This window comes from Nonomuraea insulae, from assembly GCF_042656245.1.
Window position 1 is genome coordinate 59229 of sequence record NZ_JBHSPA010000065.1, and the last position, 13935, is coordinate 73163.

The 13935-nt window shown below is 71.5% G+C and carries 11 protein-coding genes; all 11 read right to left on the reverse strand.

Going from position 1 to position 13935, the window contains the following annotated elements:
- Window positions 1-122 precede the first annotated feature (122 nt).
- The 11 genes from ACFPZ3_RS47540 to ACFPZ3_RS47590 all read right to left on the reverse strand — a co-directional run bounded on the left by ACFPZ3_RS47540 (window position 123) and on the right by ACFPZ3_RS47590 (window position 13837).
- Entirely contained in the window at window positions 123-2291 is a 2169-nt protein-coding gene (locus ACFPZ3_RS47540; RefSeq protein WP_379521019.1) for a fibronectin type III domain-containing protein, read from the reverse strand.
- Between the two features lie 284 nt (window positions 2292-2575).
- Window positions 2576-3439 (reverse strand): hypothetical protein, encoded by an 864-nt coding sequence (locus ACFPZ3_RS47545; protein WP_379521020.1) that lies wholly within the window; start codon window positions 3437-3439, stop codon window positions 2576-2578.
- Window positions 3440-3571: 132 nt separating this feature from the next.
- Window positions 3572-4528 (reverse strand): aldehyde dehydrogenase family protein, encoded by a 957-nt coding sequence (locus tag ACFPZ3_RS47550; protein WP_379521021.1) that lies wholly within the window; start codon window positions 4526-4528, stop codon window positions 3572-3574.
- The gene (locus ACFPZ3_RS47555; RefSeq protein ID WP_379521052.1) at window positions 4434-5858 is read right to left on the reverse strand and encodes an aldehyde dehydrogenase family protein; all 1425 of its coding nucleotides are present in this window, start codon (window positions 5856-5858) and stop codon (window positions 4434-4436) included. Before ACFPZ3_RS47555 ends, ACFPZ3_RS47550 begins: the two co-directional genes overlap by 95 nt.
- A 14-nt stretch (window positions 5859-5872) precedes the next feature.
- Window positions 5873-6793: a deoxyribose-phosphate aldolase gene (gene deoC, locus ACFPZ3_RS47560; RefSeq protein WP_379521022.1), complete on the reverse strand. Its 921-nt coding sequence runs from the start codon at window positions 6791-6793 to the stop codon at window positions 5873-5875.
- The gene (locus ACFPZ3_RS47565) at window positions 6786-7796 is read right to left on the reverse strand and encodes an ABC transporter permease (RefSeq protein WP_379521023.1); all 1011 of its coding nucleotides are present in this window, start codon (window positions 7794-7796) and stop codon (window positions 6786-6788) included. Before ACFPZ3_RS47565 ends, deoC begins: the two co-directional genes overlap by 8 nt.
- On the reverse strand, window positions 7793-9301 hold the full coding sequence (locus tag ACFPZ3_RS47570) for a sugar ABC transporter ATP-binding protein (RefSeq protein ID WP_379521024.1): 1509 nt from the start codon (window positions 9299-9301) through the stop codon (window positions 7793-7795). Before ACFPZ3_RS47570 ends, ACFPZ3_RS47565 begins: the two co-directional genes overlap by 4 nt.
- The gene (locus ACFPZ3_RS47575) at window positions 9298-10236 is read right to left on the reverse strand and encodes a sugar-binding transcriptional regulator (protein ID WP_379521025.1); all 939 of its coding nucleotides are present in this window, start codon (window positions 10234-10236) and stop codon (window positions 9298-9300) included. The genes ACFPZ3_RS47570 and ACFPZ3_RS47575 overlap by 4 nt, the downstream gene beginning before the upstream one ends.
- Window positions 10233-11738 (reverse strand): FGGY-family carbohydrate kinase, encoded by a 1506-nt coding sequence (locus ACFPZ3_RS47580; RefSeq protein ID WP_379521026.1) that lies wholly within the window; start codon window positions 11736-11738, stop codon window positions 10233-10235. The genes ACFPZ3_RS47575 and ACFPZ3_RS47580 overlap by 4 nt, the downstream gene beginning before the upstream one ends.
- Window positions 11739-11740: 2 nt before the next feature.
- Window positions 11741-12793, reverse strand: a complete 1053-nt coding sequence (locus tag ACFPZ3_RS47585) for a galactitol-1-phosphate 5-dehydrogenase (protein ID WP_379521027.1) — start codon at window positions 12791-12793, stop codon at window positions 11741-11743.
- Between the two features lie 54 nt (window positions 12794-12847).
- Window positions 12848-13837: a substrate-binding domain-containing protein gene (locus ACFPZ3_RS47590; protein ID WP_379521028.1), complete on the reverse strand. Its 990-nt coding sequence runs from the start codon at window positions 13835-13837 to the stop codon at window positions 12848-12850.
- Between the last annotated feature and the right edge of the window lie 98 nt (window positions 13838-13935).

Here is a 13935-nt window from a genome sequence, read left to right on the forward strand (position 1 = left end):
GTGCGCGGGAACGCTCCACGTAGGCACGTGACTGTCCGCGGGCAACCCGCCGCGTCGACAGACGGAAGATCACCCTATGGATCGGATCCATAGGGTGATCTTCCCCGATGCGGTGCCGGGTGTCAGGCGCAGGTGTAGCCGGACGGGACCGCCGTGTTGCCGTTCGGGCGGGTCGCCTGGAAGCCGACGCTGGTGGTGGCGGCGCCAGGGGCGAGGGCGCCGTTGTGGCCGACGTTCCTGATGGTGACGGTCTGCCCGCTGACCGTGGTGGTGCCGTTCCAGGAGCCGGTCAGGGTGTGGCCGGCCGGCAGGGTGAACGTGACCGTCCATCCGGTGATCGCCGAGGTGCCGGTGTTGGTGATGGTCAGGGGCTGGATGACGTACCCGGTGCTCCACTGCGTCTGTACGGTCGCGACGGCCGTGCAGCCTCCGGTGGACGTGCCGGGCTGGGTGGTGACCTCGGCGGTGTTCGAGACCGGCGAGGTGTTGCCCGCGGCGTCCCGCGCCCTGACCTGGTAGCGGTAGGTGGTGCTCGGGGTCAGGCCCGTGTCGCCGTACGAGGTCGTGGCCGTGGTGCCGACCTGGGTGAACGTGCTGCCGGTCGCGCGCAGGACGTCGTAGCCGGCGACGCCGGTGTCGTCCGTGGCGGCCGTCCAGCTCAGGGTGGTGCCGGTGGACGTCGTTCCCGAGGCCGCCAGGCCGGCCGGGGCCGTCGGCGGTGAGGTGTCGCCGCCGCCGGTGGTGGTCGTGGTGAACGTGACGAGCTGGGAGTTGCCGGACAGGTTGCCCGCGACGTCCCGCGCCCGTACGTACACCTGGTATTGGGTGCCGGCGGTCAGCCCGGTGAGGGTGATCGAGTTGGTGGTGGACTGGCCGAGTTGCGGGTCGGTGGCGCCCTGCTCGCGGTAGACGTTGTAGCCGGCCAGGCCGGAGCCGCCCTGGTCGGTGGAGGCGGTCCAGGTCAGCGTGGCGCCGGTGGCGGTCACGCCGGTCGCGGCGGGCGTGCCGGGTGTGCTCGGTGCGGTGGTGTCGCCGGAGTCGCCGAGGGCCGGCGTCTGCCAGTCCCGCCATTCGGCCAGGTTGCCCTGCGCCCTGGAGGAGATCCTGATCGTGCCGGGGGAGTTGCCGGTCTTCAGGAGGAACTTCTGGATGCTCTGCTGGAGCGGGGTCCGCCATTCCGCCCGGTTGGCGCAGTGGTTGCCGTCCTGGATGTCGGACCAGTACGTGATGTTGTCGCCCGCGCCGAGTGCCTTGTAGACCTCCGCCCCGCCGAGGGCCGCCACGCTCGCGGACCTGGGACCCAGGTTGGCGATGTGGGGGTTGTCCATGATGAACAGCCCGCGCGGCGCGAACATGGCGACCATCTCGTGCGTGTCCACGGGAAGCCTGGCCGGGCTGCCGGTGAAGGTGCCGAAGGCGTCGCCCAGCCACGGCTGCTCGCCGTACGCGCTGCTCAGGCTCTGGGCGCCCTCCCCGGGGATCCCGCGGAAGATGGGCACGCCCGCGCTGCCGGACTCGATCGGCATGGTCAGCGCGATGCGCTGGTCGAACGCGCCGGTCACGAAGGCGCCCTTGCCGAACCGGGAGCAGCCCGTGACGCCGGTCGCGTCCGCCTTGAGGATGCTGCCGTCCGACTGCTCGATGACGTCGATGATCCGGCTCACGCCCCAGCCCCAGGCGAGGAGCAGTCCCGTGCTGCTGGTGGCGCCGTAGACGGTGTAGAAGGCGCCCTGTTTGTTGTTGCGGGGTGTGCCCTCACGGCCGACCGCGTACGGGTCGTAGTTGATGACGGCGGCGCCGGCCGCGGTGATGGCGGCCGTGTCGGCGCCGAAGCCGCCCAGGACGACGACGGCGGGGAAGGGGCCAGAGCCGCTCGGCAGGGAGACGCTCGCCGAGAAGCCGGCGCTTCTGCCGTTGTGGTTCACGTTCACGGTGATGCCGGTGCGCGAGACCGTGCCGGTGACGCTCGACGGCTTCGGGGGCTTCTCGCCGTAGACGAACTTCTCCGCCAGCCTCTTGATCTCCTCCCGCCGGCATCGCCACTCGGATCTGGCGGAGATGCGGGTGCCGTCCAGTTTCCTGAACGGGTCGGGGAGTCTGGCGTTGGTGGGCAGGGATCCCGCGTCGGGCAGGCCGGGCACGGCGCAGTCGGCGCCCTCGTTCTCGACTCCGGGGGCCGCGACGGCCGCAGGGGAGGCTACCGTCACCGCTCCGGCGAACGCGAGCGTCGTCGCCACCGCCAGCGCGACGGCCCTCGTGCGGATCTTGGAGCGGGCCAGGCTGCTGCTCACAGGCTCTCCCTTCCGAGTGGGGCGTTGGCGATCAGTCTGGGAATCCCACCGAAACATGTCAACGCATGTTCCGAAATGTTTCGGTGTGCGATCTGATGCCGAGCTCCTGAACAGGAGGTATGCCGGAAGGGTTTCCGAAAGTATCGGAAACTAACTGAAAACGGGGGTTCGCGCTCCAGGATCCGAGAGTTGTCGCCGGATCGGCGCGGATGCCGCTGACCTGCACTATCGTAAGGCTGAGTCCGGCACACTGATCCTGTGCCGGACTCAGCCCACGAGAGGTCCTAGCCCTTGCGGAAGACGGCCGCGATGACGCCGCCCTCGGAGCTGAGGATCTGCGGCTCGTAGCCCAGAGCCTTCAGCTGCGCCGCCTTGAGCGTGTAGGTCACCTGCGACAGGTTGAGATACTCCTTCACGCCGGTGGTGCCGACCTTGCCCCACACCGTGGAGTAGAGGCCGCCGGGCTCGATCGCCATGAGGACCGGGCTCAGGCCCTGCCGGGTCTTCGTCAGGAGCTCCTTGCCGCGCTGCTCGACAGTCTGGCCGAGGGTCACCTGGAGGGTGCCCCCGACGGCGCCCGCGACCCAGACGGCCGCGTACAGGGGCCGCTCCACGGTCCCGTACACGTCCAGCGAGGCGAGGCTGAGGCCGGCGGCGGACATCTCCGCGTTGACCTTGACCAGGGTCTCCTTGGTCAAGGTCAGCTCGGACTTGACCAGGCTCGTGGTCTTCTCGAAGACCGCGCCGAAGACCGCGCCGGGGCCCGCGCCGGTGCCGCTGATCAGCTTGGGCAGGTAGCCGAGCTTCGCCTGCTCCGCGATGCGCTTGGGCAGGTCGGTGGCCGAAAGGCCCTGCAGCACGTTCACCTTGCTGACGGTGTCCTTGACCCACAGGGTCGTGTACTGCGGGTTGGCCGCGTTGGTCACATTCAGCGCCGAGGGGACGTAGCCCTTGCCCACCAGGTCCTTGACGCGCTGCAGCAGCTTCGACCCGCTGAGCGCGTCGAGGGAGAGCCAGTCCTGCAGCGGCTGGTTCTGGACGGCCTGGGCGGTCGCGGCAGGTGCGGCCATCGCCGGGGTCGAGAGACCCAGTGCGGCGGCGGTCGCCACGGCCACGGTCAGGGCGGCCGCCCTCTTCGTGCTCCTCATGATCCTCCTAGGAAGGTAAAGGTTTGCCCCAATTAGGGACAAGACGGGACCATAACAGAGCATGAGGGAAAGGCAACCAATTGTTACCGCGATCGTGACAAGGCTGTGTCAAAACCCCGCACTTGGATCGTGTCAAAGGCCGATCGGGTGCCAGACCGTCTTCGTCTCCAGGAAGGGCCTGACCCGGGACAGGCCGGGGTCGGGGTCGCTCCAGTCGTCCGGGCCGGGCCGCAGGACCCGCTTGAGCGTCGTCGCCGCCAGCTCCTCCAGCTCGGTCGCGAGATCGCCCGCGCCGGCCAGGTCGAGAGCGTTCACGTCGGCGTGCCCGGCCAGCGGCGGGGCCAGCTCTGCCACGCGGCCGGTCAGGAGGTTGGCCACGCCCGCGGGCAGGTCGGAGGTGGCCAGCGCCTCGGCCAGCGTGACCGCCGGCAGCGGGGCGCGCTCCGGGGCCACCAGCACCGCCGTGTTGCCCGACGTGATCACCGGCGCGAGCACCGAGACCAGCCCGAGCAGCGAGGAGCCGGTGGGCGCGAGGACGCCCACGACGCCGGTCGGCTCGGGCTGGGAGAGGTTGAAGAAGGGGCCCGACACCGGGTTGGCGCCGCCGAGCACCTGGCCGAGCTTGTCGGCCCACCCGGCGTAGTAGACCCAGCGGTCGATCGCGGCCGAGACCAGCGCCTGCGCCTTCGCCTTGCCCACGCCCTCGGCCGCGCCGACCTCCGCGGCGAACTGCTCGCGCCGCCCCTCCATCATCTCGGCGACCCGGTAGAGGATCTGCCCCCGGTTGTACGCCGTCCGTCCCGACCAGCCGGGGAACGCCTTCCGCGCCGCCACCACGGCGTCGCGCACGTCCTTGCGGGAGGCCAGGGCGGCGTTGGCGAGGTGGACTCCGGCCGCGGACGTCACGGGATAGGACCTGCCTGATTCCGAGCGCGGGAACGCGCCACCGACATAGAGCTTGTACGTCCTGCGCACCGCGATGCGCGGAGGGATGTCAGCCAAGGTACGCCTCCAGCCCGTGACGCCCGCCTTCGCGGCCGTACCCGGACTCTTTGTAGCCGCCGAAAGGACTGGCGGGATCGAACACATTGAAGGTGTTGGACCACACCACGCCGGCACGCAGCCGGCTGGCGGTCCAGAGCATCAGGGAGCCCTTCTCCGTCCACACCCCGGCCGAGAGCCCGTACGGCGTGTTGTTAGCCTTGGCCACGGCCTCCTCAGGCGTGCGGAAGGTGAGCACCGACAACACCGGCCCGAAGATCTCCTCGCGGGCGATCCGATGCGCCTGCGTGACCCCCGTGAACACGGTCGGCGGGAACCAGTACCCGCGATCGGGCAGCGGGCAGGCCGGCGACCAGCCCGTGGCCCCCTCCGACTCCCCGGCGGCGGCCAGCTCGCGGATCCTGGCGAGCTGCGCGGCCGAGTTGATCGCCCCGATGTCGGTGTTCTTGTCCAGCGGGTCGCCGAGCCGCAGCAGCGAGATCCGGGCGCGCAGCCGTGCCAGCAGCTCCTCCGCGATCGACTCCTGCGCCAGCAGGCGCGAGCCCGCGCAGCACACGTGCCCCTGGTTGAAGAAGATCCCGGTCACGATCCCCTCGACGGCCTGGTCGATCGCCGCGTCGTCGTAGACGATGTTGGCGCCCTTGCCGCCCAGCTCCAGCGTGACCCGCTTGCCCGTGCCCGCCACGGAGCGGGCGATCTGCCTGCCCACCTCGGTCGAGCCGGTGAAGGCGATCTTGTCGGCGTCCGGGTGCGCGACCACGGCTCGGCCGGTGTCACCGGCGCCGGTCACGATGTTCACCACGCCGGGCGGCAGCTCCGCCTCCTGGCAGATCTCGGCGAAGGCCAGCGCCGTCAGCGGCGTGGTCTCTGCGGGCTTGAGCACGACCGTGTTCCCGGCGGCCAGCGCGGGCGCGACCTTCCACGCCAGCATCAGCAGCGGGAAGTTCCACGGGATGACCTGCGCCGCCACGCCCAGCGGCCGGGTGCTGCCGAACCCGGCGTGCGCCAGCTTGTCGGCCCACCCGGCGTAGTAGAAGAAGTGGGCCGCGACCAGGGGCAGGTCGACGTCCCTGGTCTCCTTGATCGGTTTGCCGTTGTCCAGTGACTCCAGCACCGCGAGTTCCCTGGCGCGCTCCTGGATGATGCGCGCGATCCTGAACAGGTATTTGCCGCGCTCGGCGCCCGGCAGGGTGGACCACACGCGCTCGTACGCCCGCCGCGCCGCCGCGAAGGCCCGCTCCACGTCGGCGGCTCCGGGGGCGGCCACCTCGGAGAGCGGTTCCTCGTCGGCCGGGTTGACGGTGACGATGCGCTCGTCGCTCTTGGCCTCGACGAACTCCCCGTCGATGAACAGGTCGTACGACGGCCGGATGGACACGATGGAACGTGACTCCGGCGCGGGCGCGTACTCGAAGATCTCCACGCCTCTCCCTAGTCGATGGTGTAGTAGTCGGGTCCGGAGTAGTGCCCGGTGGTGAGCTTGGCCCGCTGCATGAGCAGGTCGTTCAGCAGCGTGGAGGCGCCGAGCCGGAACCACGCGGGGTCCAGCCAGTCGTCCCCGGCGATCTCCTTGACCAGCACGAGGTAGCGGATGGCGTCCTTGGTGGTGCGGATGCCGCCGGCCGGCTTCACCCCCGCCTGCCGCCCGGTCGCCGCCCGGTAGTCCCTGACGGCCTCCAGCATCACCAGAGTGACCGGCAGGGTGGCCGCGGGCGCGACCTTGCCCGTCGAGGTCTTGATGAAGTCGGCCCCCGCGTGCAGCGCGAGCCAGGACGCCCGGCGCACGTTGTCGTAGGTGACCAGCTCGCCGGTCTCCAGGATGACCTTCAGATGCGCCTGGCCGCAGCTCTCCTTGACGGCGACGATCTCGTCGAAGACCTTGCGGTGGTCGCCCGAAAGGAAGGCCCCTCGGTCGATGACCATGTCGATCTCCGTGGCGCCCGCGGCCACCGCCACACGGGTGTCGGTCAGCTTGACCTCCAGCGAGGTCCGCCCGGAGGGGAAGCCGGTGGCGACCGAGGCGAGCCCGACCCCGCTGCCCGCCAGCGCCTGCGCGGCCGTGGCGACCATGTCGGGGTACACGCAGAGCGCGGCCACGGAGGGAACCGCCGGGTCGGCCGGGTCGGGTCGTACGGCCTTGGCCGCCAGCGCCCGCACCTTGCCGGGCGTGTCCGCCCCTTCCAGGGTGGTCAGGTCGACCATCCGGATGGCCAGGTCGATCGCCTGCCGCTTGGCCGTGGTCTTGACGGACCTGGTGGCCAGGTCGGCGGCCCTGCGGCGGACGCCGACCTCGTCCACGCCGGGCAGTCCGTGCAGGTAGGCCCGCAGCGAGCCAGGGACGGTGTCAGGCACGAGCACCACGCCTCTCGATGAGCAGGTTGAGTACGAGGGCGACCAGCAGGATGAGACCGGTCACCACCATCTGGAAGAAGGAGCCGAGCCCGAGCAGGTTGCACAGGTTGCGCAGCACCGACAGCAGCAGCACCGCCACGAACGTGCCGAACACGCCGCCCCGGCCGCCGAACAGGTTGGTGCCGCCGAGCACCACGGCCGCGATCGCGTCCAGCTCCATCCCGTCGAACGCCGTGGGCTGGCCCACGGTCAGGCGGGAGGTGAGCAGCACCCCGGCCAGCGCGGCCAGCGCGCCGGACACGGCGAACACGGTCGTGATCACGCCGCGCACGGGCAGGCCCGACAGCCGCGCGGCCTCCTTGTTGCTGCCGACCGCGTAGACGTACTCGCCGAACGTGGTGCCGCGCAGCACCACGGCGGCCAGGATCGTGATCACCACGAAGATGATCCCGACGATCGGCACGTAGCCGACGAACCCGCCGCCGAGCAGCTGGAACGCCTCCGACCCGCCGCTCTCGGCCGGCTTGCCGTCGGTCAGCAGGTACGTGAGCCCGCGCACGGCGGTCAGCCCCGCCAGCGTGGTCATGAACGAGGGCAGCGACAGGTACGCCGACAGCCCGCCCAGGAACGCGCCGAACACGGCCCCGGCCGCGATGCTGAGCACGATCGCCCAGACGAGCGGCACGCCGGCGGCCATGAGCAGGGCGACCGACATCCCGCCGAAGGCCGCCACGCTGCCCACGGACAGGTCGATGCCCGCCGTCAGCACCACCATGGTCATGCCGATGGCCACGATTCCGGTCAGGGAGGACTGCTGGAGCAGGTTGGCGATGTTGCGGCCGGTGAGGAACTGCGGGGCCAGCAGCGAGGCGACCACGCACAACGCGAGGAAGACCAGCAGCAGGTTGGACTTGACGATCAGGTCGGCGCCGCGGCGCGAGCGGGCGGCGCCTTCCTGGGCGGTGGCGGCGGTGCCGACGGATGAGCCGGCGGATGCGGTCATGGTGTCGCTCCTGTGATGACGGTGTGCGCGATCACGCTCTCCGGGCTGACCCGGGGGTCGAAGCGCGCGACGTTGCGGCCCTCGTACAGGACCTGGATCCGGTCGGCGTTGGCCGTCAGCTCGTTGAGCTCGCTGCTGGCGAGCAGCACGGCCACGCCCTGGTCGGCCAGGTGGCGCACCTGGCGGTAGAGGTCGGCCTTGGCGCCGACGTCCAGGCCGCGCGTGGGCTCGTCCAGCAGCAGGACCCTGATCCCGCCGCGGGTGATCCACTTGGCCAGCACGACCTTCTGCTGGTTGCCGCCGGAGAGCTGGCCCACGAGCTGGCCTGGCCCGGAGGACCTGACGCCCAGGCTGTCCAGCGCGGGCCTGGTCAGGCGTCGCCCGAGCTTGCCCGGCAACAACCACGGGGGTCTGCCGAGCGCGCCGATGGCGGCGTTGCGGCTCACGGACAGACCCAGCATCAGCCCCTGCTCCTTGCGGCTCTCCGGGACGAGGGCCAGCCCCGCCCGCACGGCGGCGCCCGGGTTGCTCACCTTGAGCGGGCGGCCGTCGAGCCGGGCGGAGACGTCCGCCTTGAGGTCGCCGAACAACGCGCGCAGCAGCGTCGTGCGCCCCGCGCCGCCGAGCCCGGCGAGCCCCACGACCTCTCCTGGCCGCACGTCGAGGTCGCGCACGTCGAGCAGCCCCGGCACGTGCACCCGTTCGAGGCTCAGCAGCGGCTCGCCCTCGGGCTCGGGCCGGTCCGTGGCGCCCACGAGCTCCCCGGCCTCGCCGATCATCGCCGCGACGATCTCGTCGGGGCCGGTCGAGGCCAGGTCGTAGACGCCGACCGTACGGCCGTCGCGCAGGACGGTCGCGCGGTCGCCGATCTCCATGACCTCGTCCATCCGGTGCGAGATGAAGATCACCGAACGGCCCTCGGCGGTCAGGGACCGGATGACGGCGAAGACGGCGAGCAGTTCGCTCTCGCCGAGCGTGGCGGACGGCTCGTCCATGACGATCACCCGCGCGTCGGCGGTCAGCGCCTTGGCGATGGCGGTGAGCTGCTGGGAGGCGATCGGCAGGTCCCTGACCCGCGTGGTCACCGGGAAGCTCGCGCCGACCCGGTCCAGCGCCTCGCGGGCCAGCCGCGCCCGCCGTGACCGGCGGACGAACGGGCCCAGCCGCGGCGTCCTGCCCAGCAGCAGGTTCTGCGCCACGGTGAGGTCAGGCAGCAGGTCCAGCTCCTGGTAGATGACGGCGATGCCGGCGGCCAGCCCGGCGTGCGGCGTCGTGGGGCTGAAGGGCTGCCCGTCGAGCAGGATCGTGCCCTCCTCCGGCCGGTACGAGCCCGCCAGGATCTTCATCAGCGTGCTCTTGCCCGCCCCGTTCTCGCCCAGCAGGCAGTGCACCTCGCCGGGCCGCACGCTCAGCTCGACCCCGTCCAGGGCGACGGCGCCGGGGAAACGTTTGACGATCCCGGCCATGCGCAGTCGTTCCGCGGTCACGGTGCCTCCAGCGGTCATGGTGCCTCCAGGAGGTGGTGGGCGTTCTGGTCGTCGGTGATCAGCACGTCGCACAGGCCGCTCGACACGACGGCCCGGCACACGGCGTGCTTGGCCGCGCCGCTGACCAGCGCGATCGAGGTGGTGGCCGAGCGCAGGACATCCAGGGAGAGGCCGAGGGTGCGCCCGTCCAGCCCGGCGTCGACGATCCGCCCCTCGGCGTCGATGAAGCGGCCGAGCACGTCGCCCACCGCACCGGCGTTCGAGAGCCTTTCGAGATCGTCGGCGTCGATCTGACCGGAGTCCACCAGCACCGAGTCGTTGCCCATGCCGCCCGGGCTGAACAGGAACAGGTCGGCCCTGGAGGCGAGCGCGAGCACCTCGGAGACGGCCCGGTCGCTCTCCAGCACCGCCCGGGTGCTCTCCTGCTCCAGGATCGCCGGGGCGGTCAGCAGCGTCGCGGTGCCGCCGCCGTGGTGGGCGATCAGGCTGGCCATGCTGTGCGCGCTGGTCGGCTGCCGCGACCGGCTGAGGCCGCCGTTGATCTGCACCACGTTGACGCCCGTGGCCCACCCGGGGGCGAGCCCGCCGGCCAGCCGGTCGAGCGTGCGCCCCCAGGAGACGCCGATCAGGCGGGGCGAGGGCCGCAGCTCCATCACGTGCTCGGCGCCCGCCTCGGCCACCCGGTCGCGCACCTGCTCGGGGTCGCCGCCGCCGTCGGCCACCACGATGGCCTCACGCAGGCCGAAGCGCTCCTTGAGGGAACGCTCCAGCGTGCGTACGCGGGAGCGCGGGTGCAGCACCTCGATGCGCACGATGCCGACCTCGCGCGCCTCGGCCAGCATCCTGCCCACCTTCCAGCGGGTGAGGTGCATCGCGTGGGCGATCTGCTCCTGGGTCTCGCCGCTCTCGTAGTAGCGCACGGCCACCTGGTAGAGCTGTTCGTCGGTGCTCATGAGCCGGACCTCCCGCTCAGCCGGTGGGAGAGCTCCGTCGTGGCGGCGGTGGCGGCGCGGTAGTCGGCGTAGCCGGCCCCGTACGCCTCCACGTGCCCGGCGACCGGCTCCACCGTGCGGACCGGGGGCGCGTACTGCGCCGCCGCCTCCGCCAGCGAGGCGTGCCACCCGGACCCGGCCGCGGCCAGCACCGAGCAGGCCCGCAGGGTGAGATTGTCGCCCGCGACCAGGCGTACCGGCCGGCCGAGCACGTCGGCGGTCGTCTGGAGCCACAGCTCGTTGCGCTGGATGCCGCCCGAGACGAAGATCTCGTCCACGGCGATCCCGCCGTCGACGAAGGAGTCGATCACCTGGCGGGTGCCGTACGCGACGCCTTCCACGGCCGCCCGGTAGACCTGCTCGGGGGAGCTGGCCAGGGTCAGCCCGAGCACCGCGCCGCGCAGGCGCGGGTCGCGCAGCGGGGTGCGGTTGCCCATGAAGTAGTCCAGGACGATCAGGCCGTGATCGACCGGCGGCAGCTCCGCCGCGGCCTTGATGAGCCCGCCGATCTCCGCCCGCGGCCGGCCGATCAGCTTCTCGCCCGTCCAGGCCAGCACGGAGCCCGCGCTCACCTGGCCGCCCTCCACGAGCCAGCGGCCCGTACGCAGCGCGTCCGGGTACGGCCCCCACACGGTGGCGGGGAAGACCGGCTCTGCGATCTCGGTGACGAAGGCGTTGGAGGTGCCGCAGACGATCGACACCTGGCCCTCACGGGCGCCGCCGATGGCCAGCAGCGACAGGTGCGCGTCGATGCCGCCGGACACGACGGTGGCGGGCCCGGTTACGCCGAGCTCCTCGCGGGCGCCCGCGCTGAGCGCTCCCACGGGGTCGCCGACGGGCACGATGTCGTCGGGCAGCTTCTCGCCCAGGTCGGTGATGCCGAGCAGGTCGTACAGGTCGTGCGGGAAGCCGGCCCCGCGCGGGTCGTAGTTGCTCTTGCAGACCGCGTTCATGCGCGATCCGGCCCACCGCCCGGTGAGCCGCCAGACCATGTAGTCGACCGCCTCGGTGATGCGCGCGGCGGCGCGGTAGGTCTCCGGCTCGTGGCGGGACAACCACATGGCCTTGGGCACCAGCCACTCGACCGCGTCGGAGCCGCCGGAGTACCGCAGCACCGGGTGGCCGGTGCGCGCGGTCAGCTCGGACTCCTCGCCGGCCCGGCAGTCCATCCAGAGCAGGGCCGGCCGCAGCGGGCGCCCGTCCCGGTCGAGAACGGCCACCGTCGAGGCCGTGGTCGCCACCGCGATCCCGTTGATCTGCGGGCCGCCCGCCTCGGCGAGCGCCTGCCTGGCGGCGTGCACGCTCGCCCGCCACCAGTCGTCCGGGTCCTGCTCGGCCCAGCCGGGCCGGGGGAAACGGGTCGGGTAGGTGTGGTCGCCGGCCCCGATGAGCGCCCCTTCGCCGCTGTAGACCGCCGCGCGGGCGCCTTCGGTTCCCAGGTCGAGGGCGAGGAAGGCAGCCATCGTCAGCCCTCGTTCGGCAGGAAGAGCACCTTGGAGCTGAAGATCGACCGCTCGCCCAGGGCGACCATGGTCTCGGGCAGCGCGTCCAGCCCCAGCTCGTGCGTGATCATGAACTTCCAGGCGAGGTCGCCGGAGGCCAGCGCCCGCGCCGCCACCCGCCACTCCTCGCCGGGGAACGGCGCGGAGAAGGAGTTCCAGGCGCCGTGCAGGGTGACCTCACGCCGCAGGAACGAGCTGAACGTGGACTTCGGCAGCACCACCGGATCGTGCGGGATGCCGATGAACACCGCCTCACCGTGCCGGGCGGCCAGCGTCACGGCCTGGTCGATGGTGGCGGGCACGCCCGCCGACTCGATGATCACGTCGTAGCCGTCACCGGCCACCTCGGCGGCGGCCTCGGCGCTGGTCGCGGTGTGCGTGGCGCCCGCCTCGGCCGCCATCGCCGCCTTCTGCTCGTTCAGCTCGATCACCAGCACCTCGGCGGCCCCGGCGATCTTGGCCCACTGCACCGCGAACAGCCCGATCGGGCCCGCGCCGACCACCGCGACGCGGTGGCCGCCGCGCATCTTGGTACGCCACAGGGCGTGCAGCGCGATCGCCGCCGGGTCGAGCATGGCCGCGGCCCGGGGGTCGAGCCCCTCCGGCAGCACCATGAGGTTCTCGTCCGGCACGGTGACGTACTGGGCGTACGCGCCGTCGCGGCGGCTGCCGAAGTAGCCGTAGTCCTTGCACAGGCTGAAGTGGCCCTGGCTGCAGGGGGCGCAGATGCGACAGGGGATGAGCGGGGGCACGGTGACCAGGTCGCCCTCGCGTACCCGGCCGGTGGCGGCCAGGCGGTCGCCGAGCCGTACGACGTGCCCGGAGAACTCGTGGCCGCAGATGATCGGGAAGTGGTAGGCCCCCGCGCGCAACATGCGCGGCACGTCCGATCCGCAGACCCCGCAGGCGGCGACGCGGACGAGCGCCTCACCGGGGCCGGGTTCGGGGATGGGGACCTGTTCGACCCTGATGTCGCCGGGGGCGTGGAGCACCGCGGCCTGCATGGTTTCCGACATGCTTGAGCCTTCCTGCTTCGTGACTGCCTGGGCCTGCTTCGTGACTGCCTGGGCCTACTTCGTGACTGCCTGGGCGAACTCGCCGTCGCCCGCGAACTGGGCCGCGTTGTCCGTGTCGACCAGCTCGGTGCCCGCGTCGATGGAGGGCTCGACCTTCTCGCCCTTCTGGACCTTGATCACGGTCTCCACGGCCTTCGCGCCGAGGGAGAGGGGGTCGTTGAGCGCGGTGGCCACGTACTGGCCGGAGGGGATCTGCTTGACCGCCTCCATGAGCCCGTCCACGCCGGAGACCAGGACCTTGTCCTTGCCGTTCTCCTTGAGGACCTGGAGGGCGCCGAGCGCCATGTCGTCGTTGTGCGCGTACACGGCGGCGACGTCGGGGTGGACCTGGAGCAGGTCCTGCATCGCGGTGACCGCCTTGGAACGCACGTAGTCCGAGTACGGCCCCTCGATGATCTTGATCTTGGGGTTGGCGGCCACGGCCTCGTGGAAGCCGGCGCTGCGGTCGCGGGCCACCGCGCCCCCGGCGTCGCCGCGGATCTCGATGACCTTGCCGCCCTTGGCGCCGAGCTGCTCGCTCAGCCGCTTGCCGACGAGCGCGCCCATGGCCTTGTTGTCGCGCCCGACGTGGGCGACCGCGCCTTCTGGCACCGGCCGGTCCACGGTCACGACCGGTACGCCGGCCGCCTTGGCCGCGGCGATGCCCGGCTGCACCCCTTGCGGGTCCACCGGGTTGACGAGCAGGACATCGACCTGCCGGGTGATCAGGTCTTGGATGTCGTTGTTCTGCTTGGTGACGTCGCCTCCCGCGTCGGCGAAGTAGAGCGAGCCGCCGGCCTTCTTGGCGGCCGCCTCGGCGCCCTCGCGGAGCTGGACGTAGAAGGGGGACTGCTGGGTCGCCTGGCTGAAGCCGATGGCGACCGGGCCGTCCGTCTTCTGGTCGGCGTTCCCTGTTGATCCGCCGGGGGTGGTGGACACCGAACAGGCGGTCAGAGCGGCGACCAGGAGGAGAGCAGGGATAGTGAGTGACCGGAATCCACTCATAGGGGCCTCCGTATGTGACGTAGGTAACGCACCGTAAGTCCGTTGTTAACCTCGTTGCAACACTTGAGCCGAAATTTGCTCATATGAGCAGAACGGGG

What these genes read in the sequence shown, in the direction of transcription:
- ACFPZ3_RS47545 (WP_379521020.1), bottom strand. Translation starts at nt 3,439, where the DNA reads ATGAGGAGCACGAAGAGGGCGGCCGCCCTGACCGTGGCCGTGGCGACC.
- ACFPZ3_RS47550 (WP_379521021.1), bottom strand. Translation starts at nt 4,528, where the DNA reads ATGTGTTCGATCCCGCCAGTCCTTTCGGCGGCTACAAAGAGTCCGGGT.
- ACFPZ3_RS47565 (WP_379521023.1), bottom strand. Translation starts at nt 7,796, where the DNA reads ATGACCGCATCCGCCGGCTCATCCGTCGGCACCGCCGCCACCGCCCAG.
- ACFPZ3_RS47570 (WP_379521024.1), bottom strand. Translation starts at nt 9,301, where the DNA reads ATGACCGCTGGAGGCACCGTGACCGCGGAACGACTGCGCATGGCCGGG.
- ACFPZ3_RS47575 (WP_379521025.1), bottom strand. Translation starts at nt 10,236, where the DNA reads ATGAGCACCGACGAACAGCTCTACCAGGTGGCCGTGCGCTACTACGAG.
- ACFPZ3_RS47580 (WP_379521026.1), bottom strand. Translation starts at nt 11,738, where the DNA reads ATGGCTGCCTTCCTCGCCCTCGACCTGGGAACCGAAGGCGCCCGCGCG.
- ACFPZ3_RS47585 (WP_379521027.1), bottom strand. Translation starts at nt 12,793, where the DNA reads ATGTCGGAAACCATGCAGGCCGCGGTGCTCCACGCCCCCGGCGACATC.
- ACFPZ3_RS47590 (WP_379521028.1), bottom strand. Translation starts at nt 13,837, where the DNA reads ATGAGTGGATTCCGGTCACTCACTATCCCTGCTCTCCTCCTGGTCGCC.